The organism is Microbacterium sp. K27 (assembly GCF_004794435.1).
Lineage (GTDB): Bacteria > Actinomycetota > Actinomycetes > Actinomycetales > Microbacteriaceae > Microbacterium > Microbacterium maritypicum_A.
Genome location: NZ_SSDK01000026.1, coordinates 51,817 through 76,598 on the forward strand (window position 1 = coordinate 51,817; position 24,782 = coordinate 76,598).

Annotated in this window: 22 protein-coding genes and 1 tRNA gene; 13 read left to right on the top strand and 10 right to left on the bottom strand. The window is 68.2% G+C overall.

Annotated features, from left to right (window positions below):
- Nucleotides 1-12 precede the first annotated feature (12 nt).
- The gene (locus tag DW307_RS01780) at nt 13-273 is read left to right on the top strand and encodes a YHS domain-containing protein (RefSeq protein WP_021198015.1); all 261 of its coding nucleotides are present in this window, start codon (nt 13-15) and stop codon (nt 271-273) included.
- 69 nt (nt 274-342) lie between these two features.
- Nucleotides 343-2,460 (top strand): heavy metal translocating P-type ATPase, encoded by a 2,118-nt coding sequence (locus tag DW307_RS01785; RefSeq protein ID WP_240750443.1) that lies wholly within the window; start codon nt 343-345, stop codon nt 2,458-2,460.
- A gap of 64 nt (nt 2,461-2,524) precedes the next feature.
- Here DW307_RS01785 and DW307_RS01790 read toward each other — a convergent pair whose 3' ends face one another.
- Nucleotides 2,525-4,879, bottom strand: a complete 2,355-nt coding sequence (locus DW307_RS01790; protein WP_136023760.1) for an arylsulfatase — start codon at nt 4,877-4,879, stop codon at nt 2,525-2,527.
- 123 nt (nt 4,880-5,002) lie between these two features.
- Nucleotides 5,003-5,497, bottom strand: a complete 495-nt coding sequence (locus tag DW307_RS01795) for a DUF1269 domain-containing protein (RefSeq protein ID WP_021198012.1) — start codon at nt 5,495-5,497, stop codon at nt 5,003-5,005.
- Between the two features lie 259 nt (nt 5,498-5,756).
- On the opposite strand from DW307_RS01795, the gene DW307_RS01800 reads away from it, so the two are divergent.
- Genes DW307_RS01800 through DW307_RS01820 form a run of 5 tightly spaced genes read left to right on the top strand, consistent with a single transcriptional unit; the run spans nt 5,757 to nt 11,255 of the window.
- The gene (locus DW307_RS01800) at nt 5,757-7,250 is read left to right on the top strand and encodes an amino acid adenylation domain-containing protein (RefSeq protein WP_136023761.1); all 1,494 of its coding nucleotides are present in this window, start codon (nt 5,757-5,759) and stop codon (nt 7,248-7,250) included.
- Entirely contained in the window at nt 7,235-8,569 is a 1,335-nt protein-coding gene (locus DW307_RS01805) for a hypothetical protein (RefSeq protein ID WP_136023762.1), read from the top strand. The genes DW307_RS01800 and DW307_RS01805 overlap by 16 nt, the downstream gene beginning before the upstream one ends.
- Before the next feature lie 11 nt (nt 8,570-8,580).
- Nucleotides 8,581-9,351, top strand: a complete 771-nt coding sequence (locus DW307_RS01810; protein ID WP_136023763.1) for an enoyl-CoA hydratase/isomerase family protein — start codon at nt 8,581-8,583, stop codon at nt 9,349-9,351.
- Between the two features lie 42 nt (nt 9,352-9,393).
- Nucleotides 9,394-10,119, top strand: coding sequence for a response regulator transcription factor (locus DW307_RS01815; protein ID WP_240750445.1), 726 nt, complete (start codon nt 9,394-9,396; stop codon nt 10,117-10,119).
- Between the two features lie 5 nt (nt 10,120-10,124).
- Nucleotides 10,125-11,255: a sensor histidine kinase gene (locus tag DW307_RS01820; RefSeq protein ID WP_168440969.1), complete on the top strand. Its 1,131-nt coding sequence runs from the start codon at nt 10,125-10,127 to the stop codon at nt 11,253-11,255.
- A 45-nt stretch (nt 11,256-11,300) separates the two neighbouring features.
- Here the strand turns inward: DW307_RS01820 and DW307_RS01825 are convergent, their stop codons facing one another.
- The 3 genes from DW307_RS01825 to DW307_RS18040 form a co-directional block, all read right to left on the bottom strand.
- The gene (locus tag DW307_RS01825) at nt 11,301-13,211 is read right to left on the bottom strand and encodes a heavy metal translocating P-type ATPase (RefSeq protein ID WP_136023765.1); all 1,911 of its coding nucleotides are present in this window, start codon (nt 13,209-13,211) and stop codon (nt 11,301-11,303) included.
- A 79-nt stretch (nt 13,212-13,290) separates the two neighbouring features.
- Complete coding sequence (gene nhaA, locus DW307_RS01830; protein WP_136023766.1) at nt 13,291-14,580, bottom strand: Na+/H+ antiporter NhaA; 1,290 nt, start codon at nt 14,578-14,580, stop codon at nt 13,291-13,293.
- Nucleotides 14,581-14,647: 67 nt separating this feature from the next.
- The gene (locus DW307_RS18040) at nt 14,648-14,821 is read right to left on the bottom strand and encodes a hypothetical protein (protein ID WP_017831028.1); all 174 of its coding nucleotides are present in this window, start codon (nt 14,819-14,821) and stop codon (nt 14,648-14,650) included.
- 72 nt (nt 14,822-14,893) lie between these two features.
- Here DW307_RS18040 and DW307_RS01835 point away from each other — a divergent pair, with 72 nt between their 5' ends.
- Nucleotides 14,894-16,537 carry an MFS transporter gene (locus DW307_RS01835; protein ID WP_136023767.1) on the top strand — a complete coding sequence of 548 codons (1,644 nt, stop codon included), beginning with the start codon at nt 14,894-14,896 and terminating at the stop codon, nt 16,535-16,537.
- A 23-nt stretch (nt 16,538-16,560) separates the two neighbouring features.
- Here DW307_RS01835 and DW307_RS01840 read toward each other — a convergent pair whose 3' ends face one another.
- A complete protein-coding gene (locus DW307_RS01840) occupies nt 16,561-16,998 on the bottom strand; it encodes a (R)-mandelonitrile lyase (RefSeq protein ID WP_136023768.1) in 438 nt (145 codons plus the stop codon).
- Nucleotides 16,999-17,054: 56 nt separating this feature from the next.
- Entirely contained in the window at nt 17,055-17,525 is a 471-nt protein-coding gene (locus tag DW307_RS01845; RefSeq protein ID WP_136023769.1) for a hypothetical protein, read from the bottom strand.
- Between the two features lie 156 nt (nt 17,526-17,681).
- Here DW307_RS01845 and DW307_RS01850 point away from each other — a divergent pair, with 156 nt between their 5' ends.
- From DW307_RS01850 to DW307_RS01860, 3 genes are all read left to right on the top strand, one after another.
- Nucleotides 17,682-18,566, top strand: a complete 885-nt coding sequence (locus tag DW307_RS01850) for an aldo/keto reductase (RefSeq protein WP_029258423.1) — start codon at nt 17,682-17,684, stop codon at nt 18,564-18,566.
- A 1-nt stretch (nt 18,567) separates the two neighbouring features.
- Nucleotides 18,568-19,323: an SDR family oxidoreductase gene (locus DW307_RS01855; protein ID WP_021199348.1), complete on the top strand. Its 756-nt coding sequence runs from the start codon at nt 18,568-18,570 to the stop codon at nt 19,321-19,323.
- A 93-nt stretch (nt 19,324-19,416) separates the two neighbouring features.
- A complete protein-coding gene (locus DW307_RS01860) occupies nt 19,417-20,277 on the top strand; it encodes a helix-turn-helix transcriptional regulator (RefSeq protein ID WP_136023770.1) in 861 nt (286 codons plus the stop codon).
- Nucleotides 20,278-20,440: 163 nt separating this feature from the next.
- On the opposite strand, the gene DW307_RS01865 is transcribed toward DW307_RS01860, so the two are convergent.
- Together DW307_RS01865 and DW307_RS01870 are read right to left on the bottom strand one after the other, a co-directional pair.
- Nucleotides 20,441-20,513 (bottom strand) — tRNA-Arg (locus DW307_RS01865).
- Nucleotides 20,514-20,529: 16 nt separating this feature from the next.
- Entirely contained in the window at nt 20,530-21,345 is an 816-nt protein-coding gene (locus DW307_RS01870) for an SGNH/GDSL hydrolase family protein (RefSeq protein WP_240750447.1), read from the bottom strand.
- Nucleotides 21,346-21,437: 92 nt separating this feature from the next.
- Between DW307_RS01870 and argS the strand changes: the two genes are divergently transcribed.
- Together argS and DW307_RS01880 are read left to right on the top strand one after the other, a co-directional pair.
- On the top strand, nt 21,438-23,102 hold the full coding sequence (gene argS / locus DW307_RS01875; RefSeq protein ID WP_136023771.1) for an arginine--tRNA ligase: 1,665 nt from the start codon (nt 21,438-21,440) through the stop codon (nt 23,100-23,102).
- Nucleotides 23,103-23,142: 40 nt separating this feature from the next.
- Nucleotides 23,143-23,988, top strand: a complete 846-nt coding sequence (locus DW307_RS01880) for an LmeA family phospholipid-binding protein (protein ID WP_136023772.1) — start codon at nt 23,143-23,145, stop codon at nt 23,986-23,988.
- A gap of 43 nt (nt 23,989-24,031) precedes the next feature.
- On the opposite strand, the gene DW307_RS01885 is transcribed toward DW307_RS01880, so the two are convergent.
- The gene (locus tag DW307_RS01885; protein ID WP_136023773.1) at nt 24,032-24,781 is read right to left on the bottom strand and encodes an alpha/beta fold hydrolase; all 750 of its coding nucleotides are present in this window, start codon (nt 24,779-24,781) and stop codon (nt 24,032-24,034) included.
- Between the last annotated feature and the right edge of the window lies 1 nt (nt 24,782).

Genomic DNA, 24,782 nt, shown 5'->3' on the forward strand with positions numbered 1-24,782 from the left:
GAGGAGCATCTCATGTCCGATTCCCCCGCAGGATCCTGCTGCAGCGTCACCAGCAACGGTGCGGTCTCCGCCGAAGGTCGAAAGGATCTGCTGGCGTCGCCCTCCGGCGCCATGGCAGAGTGCCCGGTGATGGTCGGCAGCGCGGTCGTCGTCGCGGATGCGGAGGCCGCCGGCCTGTTCCGTGACTACGAGGGCACTCGCTACTACTTCTGCTGCGCAGGATGCGGGCCGGCGTTCGACGCCGACCCGGCGAAGTACGTCGCCGCAGCCTGACCGTTTCACCCGTGCGGGGCCGCCACACGCGGCCCCGCACGGGAATCGTCTTTCCGAGGAGGAGAGGTAATGAGCATTCCGCACCACGACAGCACCGCACCCGGCGCCCCGCTCCAGGAGTCGAACGACTCCGACCATGTTCATGGGGGGCACGACGCCCACGGGGGACACGACGCCCACGGGGGACACGGAGAGCACGGCGGGCACGCCGACCACGTCGGCCAGTTCCGGCGGCTGTTCTGGATCATGCTCGCGCTTGCCGTCCCCACCGTCGCGTTGTCGGGGATGTTCGCGATGATCCTCGGCTACCCCCTTCCCGACCTCCCCGGGCTGATGTGGGTCTCGCCCGTGCTGGGAACCGTGATGTACGTGTGGGGAGGCAAGCCCTTCCTCGCGGGCGCCGTCAGCGAGATCCGCGCGCGCAAGCCCGGCATGATGCTGCTCATCGGCCTGGCGATCACCGTGGCCTTCTTCGCATCGTGGGGGGCGAGTCTCGGCATCCTCCACCACGAGCTCGACTTCTGGTGGGAGCTGGCCCTCCTCATCGTGATCATGTTGCTCGGGCACTGGATCGAGATGCGCTCGCTCGCGCAGACCACCTCTGCACTCGACTCGCTCGCCGCCCTCCTGCCGGACGAGGCCGAGCGTGTGGAGGACGGTCAGGTCGTGATCGTCTCACCCGCAGACCTGGCCGTCGGTGACATCGTCGTCGTTCGCCCTGGCGGAAGCGTTCCGGCCGACGGGCGCATCCTCGACGGACGCGCGTCGATGGACGAGTCGATGGTGACGGGGGAGTCCCGCACGGTCACACGCGGTGCGGGAGACCAGGTCACCGCCGGCACCGTCGCCACGGACTCCGGGCTCCGGGTGGAGATCACCGCGACCGGAGACGACACCACCCTCGCCGGCATCCAGCGCCTGGTGACCGAGGCGCAGAGCTCGTCTTCGCGAGCTCAGCGCCTCGCGGATACCGCAGCGGGGTGGCTGTTCTGGTTCGCTCTGGGATCCGCGGCGATCACCGCGATCGTCTGGACTCTCGTCGGATTCCCCGACGCGGCCGTCATCCGCACGATCACCGTGCTCGTGATCGCCTGCCCGCACGCGCTGGGTCTGGCGATCCCGCTCGTCGTGTCGATCGCGACCGAGCGCGCCGCCCGGGGTGGAGTCCTCGTGAAGGACCGCCTCGCCCTGGAGAGTATGCGAACCGTCGACACCGTGCTGTTCGACAAGACCGGAACCCTCACCAAGGGCGAGCCCGTCGTGTCGGAGGTGTCGGTCTCCGGCCAGCATGACGCCGATCGCGTGCTGGCGCTCGCCGCCGCTGCGGAAGCCGACAGCGAGCACCCGCTCGCGAAGGCGATCGTCCGCGCCGCCACCGACAGGAGCCTGTCGGTGCCGCAGAGCCGCGACTTCACGTCGTCGCCTGCTGTCGGGGTCACGGCTACCGTCGAGGGATCGACCGTGCGCGTCGGCGGCCCGCACCTGCTCACGGAGGAGCAGGCGGACGAGCTCGCCGTCGCCGAGCAGTGGCGGGAGGACGGCGCGATCATCCTCCACGTCGTCCAGGACGGCCGAGTGATCGGAGCGCTGAAGCTCGCCGACGAGGTACGTCCGGAATCCCGCGAAGCCGTGGACGCGCTGCATGCGCTCGGTGTGCAGGTCGTCATGATCACGGGTGATGCCGAGGCCGTCGCGCAGACAGTCGCCGCCGACCTGGGGATCGACCGGTTCTTCGCGGGGGTGCGCCCCGAGGACAAAGCCGCGAAGGTGCAGGAGCTGCAGCGTGAGGGCCGAAAGGTGGCGATGGTCGGCGACGGCGTCAACGACGCACCCGCGCTGGCGCAGGCAGACGTGGGGCTCGCCATCGGGGCGGGCACCGACGTCGCCATCGCCTCTGCCGGCGTGATCCTCGCAAGCGATGACCCGCGCTCCGTTCTCTCGGTCATCGAACTCTCGCGGGCCGCGTATCGGAAGATGAAGCAGAATCTGTGGTGGGCCGCCGGGTACAACCTGCTCTCGGTGCCGCTCGCGGCCGGCGTGCTCGCGCCGATCGGATTCGTGCTGCCGATGTCGGTGGGGGCGATCCTGATGTCGCTGTCGACCATCGTCGTCGCGCTCAACGCGCAGCTGCTGCGGCGCCTCGATCTGCGGCCTGACGTCGCGACCCGCGCCATCCTCGATCGCTGATTCCCGTGCGCGGAAAGACCCCGTCCAGCCGGACGGGGTCTTTTCTGCGCACGGTTCTCGCGACTCACTGATGCCGCAGCGCGGCGTTCAAGTGCTCCTCGGGGTCGACCAGGTGGTTGTGATCGTCGGTGCCGAGTGCGACCTCTGCCCAATCGATCGTGCCGCTGAACTTGCCGCCCCACTCCTTGTATCCCTCGTAGGCGGGCATTCCGGTGTCCTCGCCGGTGTCCAGGCCCTCGTCGAAGGAGAAGTACAGCGGGTGCGTGTGCTCCACGCGTCCGGAGCCGACCGCGGCGCCGTCGATGAACAGCGTGACCTCGCCGCCCTTGCCGATCCCCCCGCCGTCGTAGGCGAACTCCGCACGCACGAGGTGATCGCCACCGCCGATGGTCGACTCGGACAGCACCGTCGTGCGGACCAGTCCGCAGTAGTTGTAGTGATACCCGATCTTGCCGTCCTCCGCGAAGAACGACCATCCGCCGGTGCGCCCGCCCTGGGCGACGATGGCCCCTTCGACTGCGCCGTCCTCGGGCACCGTGAGCTGGGCCGTCACCGAGTACGAACGGTTCTTCACATTCAGGGCGACGTTCTCTCCCAGGCGGATCATCCCCGGGTACAACCGCAGTCGGTCGCCGGTGACGAGCGTGGGCCTGCCGGCGATCGCGGGATTCATGCGCTCGGCCGCGCGGTCGTCGAGCGGGAACACGTTGTGCCGAGCCGCCTCGATCAGGAACATCTGCTGCATCTCTGCCAGCTTCTCCGGGTGTGTGGACGCCAGGTTGTCCGACTGCGTCCAGTCGACCGAGGTGTCGTACAGTTCCCACACGTCGGCCGAGAAGTCCGGAGCCTTCGAGACGACATCCCACGGAGTGCGGTGCTTCGTCTGCGCCGTCCAGCCCTTGTGGTAGATGCCGCGGTTGCCCATCAGCTCGAAATACTGCGTGACGTGTCGTTCATCGGCGTCCGGGGCGTTGAAGCTGTAGGCCATCGAGACGCCGTGCATCGGAATCTGGGTGACCCCGTTCACCGTGTGCGGCTCGGCGAGGCCCGCGACGTCCAGGACGGTCGGGGCGAGGTCGATCACGTGGTGCCACTGGTGCCGGACCTCGCCGGATCCCTCGATCGCGCTCGGCCAGTGGACGATGGTGCCGTTGCGCGTTCCGCCGTAGTGCGATGCCACCTGCTTGGTCCACTGGTAGGGCGTGCACATCGCGTGCGCCCACGCCACGGAGTAGTGGTTGTACGCCTCTGGACCGCCGACCTTGTCGAGATGCTCGTTCCAGAACTCGACGGTCTCGAACTGACCGCCGCCGTTGGAGGCGGTCGTCAGCATGTAGGCACCGTTGATGCCGCCCTCCGCGCTCGCCCCGTTGTCGCCGATGATGTAGTAGACGAGGGTCTCGTCGAGGATGTCCTGCTCCTCGAGCGCGTCGATGACGCGACCGGTGTGGAAGTCGGCGTACTCCAGGAACGCCGCATAGACCTCCATCTGGTGCGCGAGGATCGGCTTCTGCTCGTCCGGGACGTCGTCCCAGGCCGGCAGTCCCTCCGGGCGTTCGGTGAGCTTCGAGTCCGGCGCGATCACGCCGAGTTCGATCTGCTTCGCGAAGGTCTGCTCGCGCTGCGCGTCCCAGCCGTGGTCGAAGGCCCCCTTGTACTTCGCGATCCAGTCCTTCGGAACGTGATGCGGGGCGTGCGTCGCGCCCGGGGCGAAGTAGATGAAGAACGGCTTGTCCGGCGTCAGGCTCTTCTGCTGCCGGATGTAGTCGATGGTCTTGTCGGCCAGATCGGGCATCAGGTGGTACCCCTCGTCCGTCGGCGGCTCGACCGCGGTGACTCCGTCGACGAGGGCCGGCGTCCACTGGTTCGTCTCACCGCCGATGAAACCGTAGAACCTCTCGAAGCCCGAGAAGGCAGGCCAGTGGTCGAACGGTCCCGTGGGGCCTGTCTCCCACACCGGCACCTCGTGGCACTTTCCGAACTGCGCGGTGTTGTAGCCGTTCTGGCGCAGGATCTCGGGCAGCGGGACGGCAGAGTTCGGACGCGTGGAACGGTAGCCGGGGGAAGGGGTCGCGGTCTCGGTGATGTGGCCCATGCCGACGGCGTGGTGGTTGCGTCCGGAGAGCAGCGCGGCACGGGTGGGGGAGCACAGCGCGGTCGTGTGGAATCGGGTGTACTTCAGCCCGGCGTTCCCGAGGCGTTCGGCCGTGGGCGTGTGGATCGGGCCGCCGAATGCGCTCGACGCGCCGAAGCCCACATCGTCGAGGAGGATCACCAGGACGTTCGGTGCGCTCTTGGGCGGGCGCTTGGCGACGAGGGGAGGGAAGTCGGCCTCCGACTTCTTCGCGTCGAAGACGACGGGCCCCTGATACTCACGGTCAGGAAGCGGCAGGATCGATCCGGGCAGTTCCGCGGCCATGGAAGTTCCTTCTTCTCATACATGGGGTGTATCGCGAGTACCTGGGGGTGTATCGCGAGCTGGACACCGAGCGCGGCGGGTCGGGCGGAGCCGGCCGTCGTGCTCGGTGTCCGCGTGGATCGACTACTGGGCGCCGCCGAGGTCGTGGATGAGCTCCTTCTCGTCCTCGGCGGAGAGGGAGGTCTGGACGACCGTGCCGTGGAACGGCGCGAGCGCGGCGGCGAACTTGTCCTCGGTGATCTTCGTCGCGTATACGACGACGGCGGACTTGCCGGCGGAGACCGTGCTCTTCACCCGGTCGCGGAACTCCGCATCGATCCCGGTCTTGTCGAGGCCGGCGAACAGCGCGCCGAAGAGGCCGCCGAAGAGCAGTCCGGCGATCGGCACGAAGAACAGGAGGCCGATGAGCATGCCGAAGAGTGCACCGCCTGCGGCTCCGACACCGACGTTGCCGGCAGCGCCCGGATACTCGACCTTGGTCTTGCCCTTCTCGTCGACCTTCACGAGCGCGAGGCCCGCGAGCTCGACGACCAGGTCGTTCTGCAACGACAGGATCTCGTCGTAGGCGCCTTCCGCCTGGGGCTCGGAGTCGAAGGAGATGACGATCAGTTCGGCCATGGGTGAGTTCCCTTGTTCAGGGCTGAGTCGACCACCCTCAGCCGTTGACGACAGGAGGCCACTCCGCGGTGGCTCCCGCTCGAGGCCAGGCTAACCGTGCTGCACCCGCGAAACGCGGGCGTCATCGCGAATTCACCCGGGGGACCTTCGGCGATGACAGGGGATACGCAGGGAACTGATCACGCTCTGTAATGATTGCCCGCCGTCGTGGGAGGTCGGTCGAAAAATACTGGGCACACCGAAGCGAAAGGTGTTCCCCGTGTCCGCTCCTGCTCCTCCTGTCGTATCCCCGTCCGCTCCGTCCGCCCGCCGCACGATCCTCGACATGCTCAGCCGGTGGATGTGCGAACAACCGCTGGCCGTCGCGGCACGGCACGCAGGGCGGGAGCTGACATACGGAGAGCTCGATCAGCTGTCCGGCATGCTGGCGGCGGATCTCCGACGGAGAGGCGTCGGGAGAGGTGATCGGATCGGGATCTTCGTGGAGCGCGGATTCGAGATGGTGGTCGCCATCGTGGCCGCACTGCGGCTCGGGGCGGCGTACGTGCCCGTGGATCCGCGAATCGCCACCGAGGTCCATATGGCGCATGTGGTCGCCGTGACGGGCATGCGTGTCGTGCTCACCCAGGCGCGGTTCGCGGACCGCGTGACGTCGGCGACGGGCATCCTGGTCGTGCCGATCGAGCGCGCCCGCACCGCGGACGCGGATGCCTCTTCGCAGGAGACCGTCGCGCCACGCGCCGGAGATGAATGCGTGATCATCTTCACGTCCGGAACGACGGGTACGCCCAACGGCGTGCGGGTGACCCACCGCAACCTCGAGAACTTCCTGTTCGGAGGGCCCGGAGCGCTCGGCATGAAGCCCGGGACCGTGGTCGCCCAGATCCTCAACATCGCTTTCGACATGGCGGTCTGGGAGATCCTCGGCGCGCTCACCCACGGTGCCACGCTGCACATCCGCGGACGGGACTTCGCCGAGGCTCTGCGTGCCGCAGACGTCGTGATCGCGACCCCGTCGATCCTCACCCCGCACGACCCGCGACGGCTGGGCCGGTTCACCGCCGTGGCCGTCGCCGGGGAACGGTGCCCTCGTGCCCTCGCCAACCGCTGGGCTGCCGTGACGGATTTCTACAACTCGTGCGGTCCGACCGAGATCACGATCGTGAACACGATGCATCTGTGCACCCCCGATGAGGCGGATCCGCCGATCGGGCGTCCGATCCCGGGAACGACCGCCTACATCCTGGATGAGGGTGGCGCTCCGGTCGCCGACGGCGAGGTCGGGGAGATGTGGGTCGGGGGAGCGGGGGTCACCGCCGGGTACCTGGGAAACCCGCGTCTGACCCGCGACCGTTACCGACTCGACCCGTTCTCCGACGACGGCAGTCTCATGTTCCGCACCCGCGACCTCGCCCGATGGAATGCGGACGGAGATCTCGAGCACCTCGGACGCACGGACGACCAGGTCAAGATCCGGGGCTTCAGAGTCGAACCCGACGCCGTGAGCGCACTGCTCGAGCGGGAAGACTCCGTGCAGCACGCGGCCGTCCTCCCCACCGATGACCGCACCGCGCTGGTCGCTTTCGTGACTCCGGAGGACGCCGACGTGGAGGCTGCGCTCGCCCATGTGCGCAAAGCGCTGCCGTACTACTGCGTCCCCAAGATCGTCCATCTCGAACCGACTCTTCCGATGACGACGCGCGGCAAGGTCGACCAGACGGTGCTGAGGAGCCACGCATGGCGAGCAGCGTGACTCCCGAGACTCACGTGCGCCCCGCGGCGCTCACCGGGTGGCGGCTTCTTCTCACGCGTCCTGCACTGATGCCCTATAACAGGCTGGTGGTGCTGGTTCTCGCGCTCAACGCCGTCGTCGCCGGGATCATCGCCACGACCTCGGCCTCGATGTCGTCCGACGACGCCGCCACCCTCCTCATCACCATGAGCGGCGTGAACCTCACGGCCGCGGTGCTGATCCGCCAGCAGTACGTGATCAACCTCCTGTTCCGGCTCGCGACGAGCGTGCCGAAATCGGCGCCGCTGGCGGTCCGTCGACGTCTCGCGAAGGTCTACCACTTCGGTGGGATCCACGTCGGAGCCGCGGTCGCGGCCGTGGGCTGGTTCCTGGGGGGAGCCGCCACCGTCGTCTTCAGCGATTCCTTCTCCGTGTTCTCGAAGAGCGTGGCCGTCGCCCTCGTCGCGTGCCTGGTCGGAATCCTCGTACCGGCGCTGCCTCCGATCCGCCAACGCCGCCATGACCTGTTCGAGATGACCCATCGCTTCGGAGGATGGTCCGCTCTCACCCTCTTCACCGTACTCACCGTGGCGCTCGCCGCCGATGCCGCCGACTCCGCCGGCGCTGCGGGGATCGGACGAGTCCTCGCCGCGTCGCCGTCGTTCTGGCTGCTGCTGGTCATCGTGCTCAGCGTCGTCGCACCGTGGCTGCGGCTGAGGAAAGTGCCTGTCCGCATCGCGACGCCGTCGTCTCACGTCGCACTCGCGGACTTCGATCACGGCGTGCGTCCCTTCGCCGGTTCGTCCACCACCCTGGCGCGGCATCCGCTCGGCCAGTGGCACTCGTTCGCGAATGTCGTCACCCGCGACGAGACCGGTTTCCGGCTCACCATCTCGCGGGCGGGGGACTGGACCGGAAGACTCATCGACGACGCGCCCTCGCATGTGTGGACACGAGGGATTCCGACGGCGGGCGTGGGAAACGTGGACAAGCTCTTCGAGCGCGTCGTGTGGGTCGCGACCGGAAGCGGGATCGGCCCGTGCCTGCCGCACCTCTTCGCCGACACCACGCCCTCGAAGCTCGTGTGGGCAACCAGAGAACCGGAAGCCACCTACGGCGACGATCTCGTCGAGTCCATCCGTGCCTCGCACCCCGATGCCGTGATCTGGAACACCAGCGAACAGGGGCGCCCCGACCTCGTGGCACTGGCGCTCGAAGAGTTCACCTCGTTCGACGCCGAAGCGGTGATCTGCATCTCCAACCAATCGACCACCCGCCGGGTCGTCTCCGCGCTGGAAGCCCTCGGTGTCCCCGCGTACGGGGCGATCTGGGACTCCTGAAAGGCCTTACCGTGTCCACACTGCTCATCAGCTCCGAGGGGACCACCCTCACCGTCACCCTCGACCGCCCCGCTCAGCTCAACGCCATGGGCATCGACGAGCTCGATGCCATCCGGCAGGTGTTCACAGAGCTCGCCGAGACGGCGCCCGCGGATCGCCCCCGCGCCGTGGTCGTGCGTTCGACCGGAACACGCGCGTTCGTGGCCGGGGCCGACATCGCCGAGATGGCGGCCGCATCGTCCGACTCCGGTGAGCGCATCAGCCGCGCCGGACAGGCGGCCATGGACAGCATCGCCGCCTGCCCCGTGCCGGTCATCGCCGCCGTCGACGGTCACGCGCTCGGAGGTGGGTGCGAACTCGCGGCCGCCTGCGACCTCGTGTACGCCACGGCGAACTCGCTCTTCGCGCTGCCCGAGGTCGGGTTGGGCCTGATCCCGTGCTTCGGCGGCACGTATCGTGTTGCCGCCCGGATCGGCGACGGCCGGGCGCGACGCATGGCCCTGACGGGCGAGCGGGTGACGGCCGCGACGGCGGAGGAGTGGGGTCTCATCGACGCCGTGCTTCCCGACGCCGATGGGCTCGCCGCTGCGGTGGGCGGTCAGGCGCTCGCGTTCAGCCGTGCGTCGAGGAGCGCGCTCGCCGCCGTGAAGGCCGCTTTCGCGATGCCCGCGCCGCTGCGTGCGGTGGCGGAGCGCACACTGTTCCGGGACGCTCTGGCACACGCGGACGGCCAGGAGGGCATGGCGGCGTTCCTGTCGAAGCGCGCCCCGTCGTTCCGCTGAGAGTGCAGGACTCTGTCGGCAACGACGACGTATCTTCGGAAGGTGCGCAGAACCGTGGAAGTGCAGTTGGCCGACCTCGCGAACGGCCGGGTGCTGGTCGTCGAGGACGATGAGGAGCTGCGCAGCATCCTCGTGGCCTATCTGCGTCGTGCCGGGTTCTCCGTCGAAGCGGTCGCCGACGGCTTCGCGGCGTTGGAAGCCGCGACGCTCAGTCCTCCGGATGTGGTGCTCCTCGACCGTATGATCCCCGGCGTCGACGGCGTGGAGATCTGCCGTCGTCTGCGCACCACGTCGAACGCTCCGATTCTCCTGCTCACGGCGATGGGGCAGCCGCATGAACGCATCGACGGCCTGGAAGCCGGCGCGGATGACTACGTCGTCAAGCCCGTCGCACCGCGCGAGATCGTGCTCCGCGTGATCCGGCTGTTGCAGCGGACCGCGCACCAGGGCGCCGGCGAGTCGCCGATCACCCTCGGACGGTTCCGCTTGACGCCGGCGATGCGGGTGATCCAGAGCGATGGCGTCGACCTGGAGCTGACAGTCCGGGAGTTCGAGCTGTTCGCTTTCCTCCTCCGCCACCCCGATCGGGTGCACTCGCGCGAGGAGATCGCCGGTGGAGCGTGGGGATGGGAGGCCGGGGACACCTCGGCTGTGGCCGTCAACATCCGTCGCCTCCGCCTGAAGGTCGAGTCCGATGCCTCCCGGCCGGTCGTCATCCGCTCGGTGTGGGGGCACGGCTATCTGCTCGACAGCGAAGCGACGAGATGAACGCGATGCTCCTCGAAACGCTCGGAGTCGTCGTGGCGGCGGTGATCCTGACCGGAGTCTTCGGGGCGGTCGCGCTTCGGCTGACCCGCAGGTACTCGATGCGCTGTCAGATGATGATCGTCGTGATGACGGTGGTCGTGGGGATGTCGGCATCCTTCGCCTTCGCGGCCTCGCGGATGCAGATCGAGGAGGACGATCTGCCGCTCATCCTCGGAGCGACGATCCTCGCCGGCTCGGGCACGATGCTGCTGGCGTGGCGCCTGGGAAACCGGCTGGTCGAGGAGAGCAGACGGATAAGCCTGCACACCCGGCAACTGGCATCGGGTCGTCCCCTCGACGACCACACGGTGGTGTCGAACTGGGAGTATCGGCAGATCGATCGAGAGCTCCACAACGCTGCGCGCGCGCTCCACGAGGCTCGGGAGACGAATCTCCGGCAGGAGGAGGCGAGACGGCACCTCATCACCGGGATCTCCCATGATCTGAGGACACCGTTGGCCGCCATCGACGCGATCATCCGCGCTCACGAGGACGGGATCATCGAGGACCGTGTCGAGTTCACGACGAGGCTTCGCGCGCAGAGCAGCCGTCTCGGGGCGCTGGTCGAGGACTTCTTCGCGTTCTCGCTCATCGAGATCGATCGGGTGCCGCTGAGCCCGGAGCACCTCGATGTCGCCGATCTGGTCGGCGATGCCGTGGGAACAGCCCGTAATCTCGGCGCGACGGTGCACCTGGAAGTCGACGAGTCAGGCGACGTCACGGCCTTCGCCGATCCTCTCAGCATCGAGCGCATCTTGATGAACCTGCTCGCCAATGCGGTGCAGCACACCCCTGAGGGGACCGCGGCGACGGTCTTCCTGGAGGCCGATGCCGACGCGGTCAGGATCAGCGTGGAGGACCACGGCTCCGGCATGACCCCTGAGGCTCTCGAGCAGGCGTTCGATGCCGGATGGCGTGGCGACCTCGCCCGCACCCGGAGCATGGCCCCCTTGGCGACGAGCGGAGCCGGGCTGGGGTTGGCGATCGCGCGCGGACTCGCGGTGGCGAACGGCGGAACGCTGGAAGGTCGTTCGCCGAGTGGGGCCGGCTGCAGGTTCACCCTCACGCTGCCGCAGCGAAACCGTCCACATGGATGATCCGCCTCCGTCGGGTCGGTCGTCGTACGCGCAGGTCGTGACTCCTCACTCCTTGCGCTGCGGTGCCGGTGTCTCGGTCTTCACCTGCGGACGGGCGGGCGCGGAGGCGAGCACCGTCGAGGGGCCGCTCAGCGCCCGCAGCGCGTACAGGATCGTCGCGAGATCGACGAGCTCCTGGACGAGTGCTCCGACCACCGCGGGGATGAGGCCGGTCATCGCGACGATCATGAGCCCGACGCTCAAGCCGATCCCGATCCAGATCGCGGTCAGGGCGACCCGCAGAGTGTGGCGACCGATCGACACCGCATCGACGAGCTTCGCCAGCGAGTCGACGAGGATCACGACATCAGCGGCATCGCCGGCAGCGGTCGCTCCCTTCGCGCCCATGGCGACGCCGATATCGGCGGCGGCGAGCACAGGGGCGTCGTTCACGCCGTCGCCGACCATCATGATCGGCCGCGGTTGGAGTTCGCCGGCGAGAGCGACCTTCTCGGGCGGAAGCAGCTCGGCGTGGATCTCCGAGATGCCCACCTGATGAGCCACTGATTCCGCAGTCGGCCCGACGTCGCCCGTGAGCATGACCACGCGATCCACCTCGTGCGTCCGCAACCACGAGACGACGGCCGCTGCTTCGGGCCTCGGGTGGTCGGCGAGTACGAGCACCCCGGCGAAACGGCCGTCGACGGCCACGTAGGCTGCGGCCTGACTCAGCTCCAACGTCGCCCGCACGGTGTCGGGCGCGAGAGCGGCCACGTAGGCGGGCTTGCCGACGACGACAGCTCGACCATCGATCTCGGCGACGACACCGTTCGTGGCCTCCTCCCTGGCCTCTGTCGCGACACGCAGCGCGAGTCCGCGCGCGTCCGCGGCGCGACGGATGCCCTCGGCGAGCACGTGCGTCGAGTACTGCTCCGCCGAGGCGGCGAGTTGCAGGACCTCGTCCGCGCCGAAGCCGTTCGCCGGCCGGACATCGACGAGTTCCGGTCGGCCCTGCGTGAGCGTTCCCGTCTTGTCGAAGGCCGCCGATCGCACGCGCGCGATCTGTTCGATGACGGCGCCGCCCTTCATGATCACGCCTGTCTTCGCCGCGCGTGAGAGGCCTCCCAGGAACGCGACCGGGGCGGCGATCAGGAGAGGACAGGGCGTCGCGAGCACGAGGACCTCGGCGAAGCGCGTCGCGTCGCCCGAGATGGCCCAGGCTGTGCCGGCCAGGACGAGCGACACCGCGGTGAAGGGGATCGCGAAGCGGTCGGCGAGCCGCACCACCGGCGCGTGGGAGTCCTCTGCGGCGTGCACGAGTGCGACGATCTGCTGGTACTGGCTGTCTGCGCTCGAGCGAACGGCCTGGATCCGCACAGCGCGACTGCCGTTGATCGCTCCGGAGAGCACCTCCCCTCCGGACTCGCGGGCCACGGGCATGCTCTCGCCGGTCAGCGACGACTCATCGAAGGTTCCGGTCTCGGTGAGCAGCACGCCGTCGACGGGCACCACCTCCGACGGGCGCACGAGGAGCACATCGCCGATCGCGACCTCGTCGACGGGGAGATCCCTCACCTCGTCCGAATCCGCGGCCTGTGCGTGCACGAGCACGTGGGCGATGCGCGGAGAACGATCCAGCAACGCGGACAGGTCGCGCTTCGCGCGACGGCCGGCGAAGTCTTCGAGCGCCTCTCCGCCCGACAGCATGAGCACGATGATGAGGGATGCGATGTACTCGCCGACGGCGAGCGTCGCCACCATCGCGACCACCGCGAGGATGTCGAGACCCACGTGGCCGCGAAGCACATCCCGCACCATGCCGACGAGGGTCCAGACGACGAACGCGGCCACGTAACCGGTGGCGATCCACCGTCCGATGACGGCCGCGTCGACTGCGTGCAGGATGAGCACGCCGACGAACACGAGGACGGTGGTCGTGATCGCCGGATAGCGCCATAGCAAGCGGAGAAACCTCATGCTCCAGCTTCCCGCGAATCGGTGCGGAGTGCCACCGACGGGCGGCGGGGCGGCCGGCCTTTCGAGCAACCGCCGTGCGTCAGCGCACCTGACCGGCGTCGTGAACCTCACGACGTCCCCGTGCATTGCTGCGCGCCAGGATGATCCCGCCGAGCAGGGCGGCGATGAACGATCCGACCAGTACCCCGATCTTCACGTGTTCGTCTGCAACCGAGCTCGATCCGTAGGCGAGTTCGCCCACCAGGAGGGACACCGTGAACCCGATACCGGCGAGGAACGCCATTCCGGTCAGATCGGGCCAGCGCAGCGACTCGTCCAGGCGCAGCGCAGGGAGGCGACTCAGCAGGAAGGTCGTGGCGAGGATGCCGATCGGCTTCCCGATCACGAGGCCGACGACGATTCCGATGGTGATCGGGTCCGTGAGCGCCGACGTGAGGCCTGCCCACCCGCCGACGGTGACCCCGGCGGCGAAGAAGGCGAAGACCGGGACCGCGAACAGCGTGGCCACGATGCTCCAACGGTCGGCGAAGTGCGCGGCCATACCGTCGTAGACCGGTCGGCCGGCATCGTCCGTGCCGACCCGCACGCGGGCGCGCTCCGTCGCCGTGACGGGCACGACGAAGCCGAGAAGCACGCCGGCGACGGTCGCGTGCACACCGGATGCGTGGATGCACACCCAGACGGCGATGGCGAGGGGGAGCAGGATCCACCACGCCCGCACCCCCTTCGCCACCAGGGCGGCGAATCCCGCCAGCGGCAGCAGCGCCAGGATCAGCCACGGAAAGCTGATGGTGTCGGTGTAGAACGTCGCGATGATGGTGATCGCGATGAGGTCGTCGATGATCGCCAGCGTGAGCAGGAACACCCGAAGGGCGGGAGGCAGGAACTTGCCGACCACGGCGATCACGGCCACGGCGAACGCGATGTCGGTGGCCGTGGGGATCGCCCAGCCGCGCAGGGCATCCGAACCGCCGGCGGCGTTGATCACGACGAAGATGAGAGCGGGAACCACCACGCCGCCGATCGCGGCCGCGATCGGCAGGGCGGCTCGACGTGGATCGCGCAGGCGTCCGGCGACGAACTCCTCCTTCAGCTCGAGACCGACGACGAAGAAGAAGATCGCCAGCAGGCCGTCGGACGCCCAGGCGCCGACGCTGAGTTCGAGATGCAGTTCCGGGATGCCGAACGTGAAGTCGCGCACGGACTCGTACCAGGGGGCGGCGGGACTGTTGGCGAGGACGAGCGCGGCGAACGTCGCCGCGAGCAGGAGCGACCCGCCGAGGACGTCGCTGCGGGCGTTGGAGCGGATGCCGTTCCACAGCGCATGCGGGGCGAGGGAGAAACGGGCAGGGGAAGAATTCGGGGACACGGAAAATACCTCACGCGAGAGAAGGGGGGAATGGCGCAGAAGACCAGCGCCCCGTTCGAGGCGTGGTCTAGTTCCGTGGCGGCGGGCAGCCGGCGATCTCGCCGTGCGAGAGGGTGCCCCAGACACTGGTCCACCCGTTCGTGCCCGGGTGCAGGATGACCCGCATCCATTCCCTCATCGGGGTCGCCGAACGGAGACGGTGCGGGGCACGCGTCGAACCGGCGATCGAGAGGAGGGGCACGTATCGAGCCTATCGTCGTCCCGCTGGGACACCGCCTACCGCGATCGAATTTCGCTAACTAGGCTAGCGATCATGGAAAGATACGTGCGCTTGCGTTGGCTCGGGCTCGTCTTCATCAGCATCGCGGTCTCGCTGATCATCGTCGATTCGACGATCGTCAACGTGGCGATCCCCGCGATCGTGGAGGACCTCGGCATCACCTCGACCGAGGTCCAGTGGGTGCAGGAGTCGTACACGCTCGTCTTCGCGTCGCTGCTGCTCGTCTTCGGCAGCCTCGCCGACCGTTTCGGTCGACGCCGGGTGATGATCATCGGCGTCGTCGTCTTCGGAGCCTCGTCGGTGTTCGCCGCCCTGTCGCCGGACGGCGGCATGCTCATCCTGGCCCGACTGGCGCAGGGCGTCGGCGGTGCGATGATCCTCCCCACCACCCTCTCGATCATCAACGCGACCTTCCGAGGCAGGGAGCGCGGAATCGCGTTCGCCGTATGGGGTTCCACGATCGGTGGCATGGCGGCCGTCGGTCCGCTCCTCGGCGGGTGGCTCACGACCGCCTACTCGTGGCGCTGGGCTTTCGGCATCAACATCCCCCTCGGCATCATCATCGTGATCGGCGTGCTCCTGACCGTTGCGGAATCCCGCAGCGATCGCGTCTCCCGCGTCGACATCGTCGGAGCATTGCTGTCGATAGCGGCGATGGGAAGCCTCGTGTTCGGCCTGATCGAGGGACGGACCTACGGCTGGTGGCTCGTCGATACGCGGCCGCAGTTCGGAGACTGGGCCTGGCCGTGGGAGCTGTCGCCGATCCCGCTGTTCTTCGCTGTCGCCGTCCTCGCCGTCATCGCGTTCATCCTGTGGGGACGGCACCGCGAACGGGTGGGGAAGTCGACGCTGCTGGCGCTGCGGCTGTTCTCGATCTCCTCGTTCCGCAACGGGAACATCGCCGCAGCGGTGGTGTCGTTGGGGGAGTTCGGCATCATCCTCGCGCTTCCGCTCTGGCTGCAGTTCGTGCTCGGTTTCGAAGCCGTGCAGACAGGGCTGCTCCTGCTCGCGCTGGCGGGCGGATCGTTCCTCGCCAGCGGTGTCGCCGGAGCCTCGAGCGGAAAGGTCGCCCCGGTCTGGGTGGTGCGTGCCGGCCTCATCGCCGAGATCATCGGTGTCGCGGGAGTCGGCTTCGTCATCGGCCCTGACGCATCCTGGGGACCACTCATCCCGTTCCTCTTCGTCTACGGACTCGGTGTCGGCCTCGCCACGGCGCAGCTGACCGGGGTCGTGCTCGCCGAGGTGCCGGTCGCGGACAGCGGGGCGGCCTCGGGCACGCAGTCCACGTCTCGGCAGATCGGCGCCGCCCTCGGCGTCGCTGTTCTTGGCACTGTTCTCTTCACCAGCACCGCCGGGATCCTCGCGTCTTCGCTCGACGAGCGCGGTGTCCCCGCCGCCCAGCGCGACCAGATCGTGTCGGCCGTGGTCGACAGCGCAGGGGCGGCGATCAGCGGGCTGGAATCGAATGCCGCGACCGCTGATGTGGCCGATGATGCCAAGGCCGCCTTCTCCGAAGGGACCCGCTACGCCGCCTGGACAGCGGCAGGGTTCCTCGCCCTCGGCCTGCTCGCCACCGTGTCCCTCGGATCGACCACGGTGCGCACCCGACCGGAGGACGAGGACGGGCGGACGGAGGAAGAAGAAGGCCGCCAGCAAGACGACGAAAGAGCAATCTGACGGAGGGCGTCGCCACTCCCGCCCTACTGTCGCGAATCAGGATCTCCGTTCCGCCGGTCGAAGCGCCCCGCGTAATCGTCGTCGGTGATGTGCTCTTTCCACGCCGTGGTCTCCGCAGGGTCGTCCGCGTTCTCGAGCATGGCGATGTGCTCCATGAACGAGTCGCCGGCGGCGGCGTGCCAGTGATCCTGTCCGGGCGGCGTGTACAGCGTCTCTCCGGGGTGCACGTCGATGATCTGCCCGTCGCGCGTCCCGAAGCGGGCGACGCCCTGGGTGACACGAAGGTACTGACCTCTGGCGTGCGAGTGCCACGCGGAGCGCGCACCGGGGGCGAACTTGACGATGGCCACGGTCATCCGTTGGTCCCCATCGTGCGGTGCGGCGATTCGGTCCACCCAGACGTCTCCCACGAACTGGTCTGCAGTGTTCTTGGTGGTCGGTGTGGTCGGTTCGAGGTTCACAGTGGCGTTCCCATCGCAGTGAAGGAGAAGGGGGGCAGAGGAGGCGGGGAGTCGAGTCAGCGGAGGGCATTCTCGCGGATGTCGGCGAGCGCGTTCATGAACCCTTCCGAACATCCGCTGGATCCCGCGAGTCGGTCGACCACGATGTCGTCGAGCGGCGTGCCCACCACCTCTCTCGGGAGGGCATCAGCGAACCGCTGTTGATACCCCAGCGATATCTCGTCATCTGCCGGCGTGGTGATGTCGACGTCTGTGACGATGCCGTTCTCGATGGTGAGAGTCACGTCGTGATGGGACGGGAGCGAGCCATACCAGCCGCGTGCGGAGTACTCTCCGTCACGATAGGTGTCCGTGGTCACGGCGTCTCCCTCGACCCTCGGTGGTGCTGATGGTGCCGAGACGTCGGGCCGTGCATCGTCTGATCCGGCGCATCCGGCGATCGAGACGGCCGATGCCACGATGCCGACAGCAGCGGCGACCCGGCGCCCGACTTTCGTGGGGCGTTGCGGGGAAGCGGTGCGGGCCATGTTTCGACGGTACGCCCGTACCTCATCGCCTGGGGTGCTCTGCTGTTACCTGGATAGGTGGCCCCTGGTGCTGCGTTGCGGCGGGCGGGACTGACCGCTTATCCGTGTAACGACAGTCACTCCCAGGTGCTGATGGATGGTCATAGTGTCGATCCCATGACGAACACTCACCTCACCCTGAACAACGGCGTCGAGATGCCCGCATTGGGTTTCGGCGTCTTCCAGACACCGCCGGACGAAACGGTCGAGGCTGTCTCTTCCGCCCTCTCCACGGGGTACCGTCTCATCGATACCGCCGCCGCATACGCCAACGAGCGAGGAGTGGGCGACGCCATCAAGGCGTCCGGTCTTTCCCGCGACGACGTGTTCATCGAGTCGAAGGTCTGGATCAGCGACTACGGCTACGACCAGACGCTGCACGCATTCGAGAAGAGCGCCCGCAAGCTCCAGGTCGACGTCATCGACCTCTTCATCCTCCACCAGGCCCTCCCCGGTGAGTTCGACAAGACCATCGCCGCCTACACGGCGCTGGAGACTCTCCTCGCCGAGGGCAAGGTCCGCGCCATCGGCGTGAGCAACTTCATGGTCGACCACCTCACGACGCTGCTCGCGCAGACCGAGATCGTGCCGGCGGTGAACCAGATCGAGGTGCACCCGTACTTCCAGCAGCGCGAGCTGCAGGCGTTCGGCAAGGACCGCGGCATCCTCACACAGGCCTGGTCGCCCATCGGCGGCATCACGTCCTACCGAGGGGACGATTCCCAGAGCACGTTCAACGACCCCGTCATCGTCGCCATCGCCGACGCGCATGGAAAGTCGGCAGCGCAGGTGATGCTCCGCTGGCACATCCAGAACGGCGTCCAGGCCATCCCCAAGTCGGTGAAGCCTGCTCGTATTGCGGAGAACTTCGATGTGTTCGACTTCGAACTCACCGACGACGAGATCGCTCGCATTGACGCTCTCGATACCGGCGTTCGCGGGGGCCCGGAGCCCGAGGTCATCACGCTCGAGGCGTTCGGTCGCGATATCCCGGAGAACTGACATGACCGCGACGTCCACGGTTCTCGTCGTGGGGGCGACCGGAAGCATCGGCGTGCACGTCGTCCGCGAGGCTCTCACGAGAGGACGACACGTGCGCGCGTTGGTGCGTGACGCATCTCGCGCCGCGCGGGTCCCGGAGGGCGCGGAGATCGTCATCGGCGATCTCACCTCGGCCGAGACGCTGGCGGACGCTGTCGCCGGGGTCGGCTCCGTGGTCTTCGTCCACGGCTCCCATGGTGGCCGTGGTGTCGCAGAGAAGGTCGACTACGGAGCAGTGGCCAACGTGCTCACTGTGCTCGACGGACGCCCTGTGCGCATCGCCCTGATGACCGCTGTCGGCACGACGGATCGGGCGAACGAAGGTCACGACTGGAAACGGAGGGCCGAGCGGCTCGTCCGCGCGTCCGGCAACCGGTACACGGTCGTCCGCCCCGGCTGGTTCGACTACAACGCACCGGACGAGCGCCACATCGTCTTCCGCCAAGGGGACCAGTACAGCACGGCCTCGCCGGCAGACGGGGTCATCGCCCGCGACCAGATCGCGCGCGTGCTGCTCGACTGTCTGGAGATCGACGCGGCGGACCACCGAACCCTTGAATTGGTCGCGGAGCGAGGGGCAGCGCAGGAGGACCTGGCCCCCGAGTTCGAGGCGCTCGTCCGAGATACTGGAATCGACGGCGCACTCGACATGCCGAACATGCCTCTCACCGACGAACCGGCCACCGTGCGGGACGACCTGAGCCGGCTCGGCCGGTAGCTCGTCGACCGGCGGCTCGTGAGCGCCGCCGGTCGGTACGTATCCGCACACGACACCCATCCACACACGACGGGAAGGCACGACGTGGCAGGCATGACACAACGAGCCGAGGTGAGTGAGTTCCTCTCCACGCGGCGAGCACGACTCACCCCGGAGCAGGCCGGCATCATCGGCGGAGGCCGACGACGTGTCACCGGTCTCCGCCGCGAAGAGGTGGCCATGTTGGCCGGGATGAGCGTCGACTATTACGCCAGGATGGAGCGCGGCAACCTGTCCGGCGTCTCCCCGGAAGTGCTCGAGTCGCTCGGGCGCGCACTCCACCTCGACGACGCCGAGCTCGCCCACCTCCATGACCTCGCCCGAAACGCCGCCCCGACCCGTTCTGCACGCGCACGTCCGCGGGCTGCGACGCCCGTCATCCGGCCCGCGCTTCAGCGACTCCTGGACAGCATCAGCGTTCCCGCCTACATCTCGAACGCACGCAAGGACTTCCTCGCCGTGAACGTCATCGGTCGGGCCGTCTTCGCGCCGATTCTGGACGACGCCGCCAATCAGCGCAACAACGCCCGCTACACGTTCTTCAACCCCGCTGCGCAGAACTTCTACGTCGATTGGGAGTCCGGGGCCAACAGCATCGTCGCCTCACTCAGAATCGAAGCGGGACGCAACCCGCACGACAAGGACCTCACCGATCTGATCGGCGAACTCGTCACGCGTAGTGACGTCTTCCGTACGCGCTGGGCAGCCCACGATGTTCGCTTCCACCGCACCGGAAGCAAACGGATCCACCATCCGGACGTCGGGGCGCTCCTCTTCGACTACGAGGGTTTCGAGCTGCCTGCGGATCCCGGGCTCGGCATGTTCACCATGACCCCCTCGCCGGGCGGCCCCACCGAAGAGCGTCTCCGATTGCTGGGGAGTCTGTCCGCCATGGAGAGCGCTCAGTCGGAGTGATCCACCGACGTCGAGCGGGCCCGGTGCTCGCCATGACGCGGGTCCGAAGCCCCACTAGTGCTCGCCGGTCCTGTGTACGAGAAAAGCCGCCTGAAACCAGGCGGCTTTCTCATACTCGGATGGACTTCGTATGGATTGACGTTCCATTCGCGTACAACGTGTGTGCCCCCGACAGGAGTCGAACCTGCGACCTACGGTACCGGAAACCGGCGCTCTATCCACTGAGCTACGGAGGCGTACCGATCGACAATATCACTCGTCGGGGGTGGTCTCCGACCCACCGGCCACGGTGACGGGCGCGGCGCGCAGTTCGTCCAGCGCCGCAGCGAGCTTCTCGGCCAGATAACGGTGGCCGTCCGTGGAGGGATGCTGGCGTCCCGCGTCCACGTCGATCACGTCGAGGTAGTTCTGCGGGGTGATCCAGTCCTGGGCGATGGGGGAGATGTACCACCAGCCGCGTGCGGCGGCGAGCTCGGAGAGATCCGCGTCGATACGCGCGGTGGCCGTGCCCACGGGGAGCTCGTGCGGCGCCGGACCGAGCACCACGATCGTCGCCTCCGGGTAGGTGGCGGCCATCGCGTCCCACGCGGCGTTGACGGCCTCGCGGTACCCGGCGACACCCTGTGCGCGGTCGTTGATGGACCCCTGGATGATGACGAGATCCGGCGAGAGGGACGGGTCGAGGGCGGCGATCCGCTCGCCGAAGGAGGGGCCGTCGATCCCGGGCTTCAGGTATCCGCTCCCGCGGACTCCGTTCACGACGGTTTCGCCGTCGAGCAGGTCCGCCAACAGGTAGGCGTAGCCGAGGGTCGGGACGGTCGCCGCCGAACCGTAGGTCCAGGAGTCGCCGAACACCAGCACGGTCGGATGCTCCGGCAGGACGAGCGGCGCCGGAGCGATGACCGCCGAGGGGCCGGATGCCGCATCGGCGGGTGCGCTGATCGGAGTCGTGGAGGGCGCCGGGATCCATGGCCGCCACACGCCGAGGACCACTGCCGCGACGGCGATGAGCAGGCCGGCGGCGATACCGGCGGCGCCCACTCGGCGACGGGTGGCGGGCGGCTTCATGGCATGAGAGTAGATCACCGGAGGCCGAACGCAAATTCGGGGAGCCCCGCGCCGTCGGTCGTGACCTTCCGGCCCCGTAAACTGGGGAGGCTATGAACCCCGAAACCCTCGCCGCAGCCCTCCTCGCCGTCCTCGCACCGATCGCCGAGGAACGACGTCCCGGCGAGCCGCTGGAGCTCTCCGCATCCGACATCGTGCTCGAGCGCCCCCGCAACCGCGACCACGGCGACTGGTCCTCGAACATCGCCATGCGCATGGCCAAGCCGTTCGGCACGAACCCGCGCGAGCTCGCGCAGCAGATCGTCGACGGCCTCGCCGACGTCGACGGCATCGCCAGCGCCGAGGTCGCCGGCCCCGGGTTCATCAACATCCGTCTCGATGCCGCAGCGGCGGGTGCGCTGGCGAAGGTCATCGTCGATGCCGGTAGCGCTTATGGCACGAACGCGTCGCAGGCGGGAGTGAGCGTGAACGTCGAGTTTGTCTCCGCGAACCCGACCGGTCCGCTGCACATCGCCCATACGCGCTGGGCTGCTCTCGGCGACTCGATCGTGCGTCTGCTCCTCGCGAGCGGTGCGAACGCCGTGCGTGAGTACTACATCAACGACGCCGGTGCGCAGATGGAGCGCTTCGCGAGCTCGGTGCTCGCGGCGGCGAAGGGCGAGCCCACCCCCGAGGGCGGCTACCCGGGCGCGTACATCACGACCCTCGCCGGCCGTGTTCTCGAGGCGCGACCCGACCTGCTGCAGCTGCCGGATGCCGAGCAGTCCGCCGTCGCGATGGAACTCGCGTACGAATCCCAGCTCGCCGAGATCAAGAGCTCGCTGGACCGCTTCAACGTGCCGTTCGACGTCTGGTTCTCGGAGCGCACGCTGCACGCCAAGGATGCGTCCGGCACGAGCCTGATCGACCAGGCCGTCGACCGTCTGCGCGAACAGGGACACGTGTTCGACGACGAGGGCGCCGTGTGGGTGCGCACGACCGACTTCGGTGACGACAAGGATCGTGTCATCCGCCGGTCGAACGGCGAGTACACGTACTTCGCCGCCGACGCCGCCTACTACCTGAACAAGGGCGACCGCGGCTTCCAGAACAAGATCTACCTTCTCGGCGCCGACCACCACGGTTACGTGCACCGCCTCAAGGCCGTCGCCGGAGCGGCAGGAGAGGACCCGGAGAAGAACGTCCAGGTGCTCATCGGCCAGATGGTGTCGATCAACGGTGCGCGCCTCAGCAAGCGTGCGGGAAACATCATCGAGATGGATGATCTGCTCGACTGGCTCGGTAGCGATGCGCTGCGATACTCGCTGGAGCGCTCGCCTGCCGACTCGCCGCTCGACCTCGACCCCGAGCTTCTGCAGAAGCGCACGAACGACAATCCGGTGTTCTACGTGCAGTACGCCCACGCGCGTACCCACAACGTCGCACGCAACGCCGGCCAGTCCGGTGTGGATCGCTCGGAGTTCGCTCCCGAGACCCTCACGCACGAGACCGAGGCGGCGCTGCTCGGTGCGCTGCAGGAGTTCCCGCGCATCGTGGCGTTCGCCGCCGAGGTGCGCGAACCGCACCGTGTCGCCCGCTACCTCGAGGAGCTCGCCGGCCTGTACCACCGCTGGTACGACAACTGCCGCGTGATCCCGCTGAGCGAAGACCCGATCGAGAGCGTCCACCGCACCCGGCTGTGGCTCAACGACGCCACCGGTCAGGTGCTGCGCAACGGACTCGAGCTCCTCGGCGTCTCCGCACCAGAGCGGATGTAGTGCGGCTCGGCGTCCTTCTCGGTACGGCAGGATGGCAGGCATGAGCGACGACAACCACACCCTGCCGTACCCCGACGCCGCCGCGGAGCATCCGACGCTCGTGATCCCCGGTTCCGCCTCCGATCAGGAGGCGGCCGCGCCGCGCACACGGCGCCGCTGGCCCTGGGCGCTGCTGATCGTGGTCGTCGTGCTCGCAGTGCTCGTGGTCGCTGCGGAACTCATCGCTCGCGCCGTGCTCCCCGGCGTCGTGCGGTCGATCGTCGTGGAACAGCTCGACCTGCCCGCCGACCAGCAGCTCGACGTCGAGACGCAGGGGCTCCTGCTGCCGCAGCTGATCGGCGGCACCCTCGACACGCTGCGTCTGTCGACGGATTCGGTGACGTTGGAGGGCATCACGGGCGCCGTCGATGTGACAGCGACGGACGTCCCGCTGCACGGCGGCGATCTGGGCGGCGCCTCCGGGACCATCCGCATCGGCCAGGAGCAGTTCACGTCTCTGCTCGCCGGGACAGACCTGCCCGTCGACTCCGTGGAGTTCGCCGCCCCGAACGCCACGGTGAGCGGGTCGATCAGCGTGCTGGGGGCCGCCGTTCCGCTGTCGCTCACGCTCACGCCGGGCACGGTCGACGGCGACCTCGAGCTGACACCGGTGGCCGCGAGCATCGGCGGACTCGACATCGATCTCGACCGGGTCGCTTCCACTCTCGGATCCCTCGGCGAAGGCCTGACCCAGCCGCAACGGGTGTGCATCGCCGATCAGCTACCCGCGGGCCTCGCCCTCACCGGTCTCGAGGTCGTCGACGGTGCGGCCGTGATCGATATCGATGTGGACGGGGCGATCGTCACCGACACCACGCTCCAGGACAAGGGCGTCTGCCCGAGCTGACCCCGAGTCGTCTTCCGGCGGCGCTCTGACCCGGCGTCCCGGGCTACGCGGGGTGAGGGGGCTCGTCGAGCGTCGCCTCGATGTGTCGGGCGAGCCACGAGGGACGCTGCAGGGGGATGCCGTGTCCGCAGTCGTCGACGACGCGCAGATCGCTGTGGGGGAGTGAAACGTGGAGCAGAGCCGCTGAGCGCTTCATGAGCGACCTCTCCTTCCCCCCGACGAGGATCGACGCCGCTCCGGGATACGACCGCCATGCTGGCGGTGGTGAGAATCGAAGGTTCTCCTCGACGGAGCGCAGCAGACTCGCCCGTGAGATGCCGGCCGACGTACGCACGTAGTCGTCCAGGAGCTTGTCCGGGATGAACAGCTCCCGGGCCTGCATCCGGGCGAACCACTGCTTCTTCGCGAGGCCGGCGGTCGCGCCGAGAAGGGCGAGTGTGGGACGGGTCGCCCACATCGGAGCGGCCTGTGCGCTGACCACGACGACGTTCCGCACCCTCTCTGCGTGCCGAGCTGCGAGCTGCACGGTCAGCTGGGCGCCGAGTGAGAAGCCGACGACCGTGGCGGGTCTCCCTAGGTCGTCCAGCAGGCGGGCGAGGGCCGTGGTCGTGACCGCGTGAGACACATATGCCTCGTCGGTGCTGTGACCATGTCCGGGAAGATCGGGGACGACGATGCGTAGACCCTCGCCGAGGTGCGCGCGCAGCGGCTCCCACATCCACCCGGCGACACCTCCACCGTGCAGGAGCAGCAGGGGATGTCCGTCGCGTGCTCCGAAGCTCTCCACGTGCATG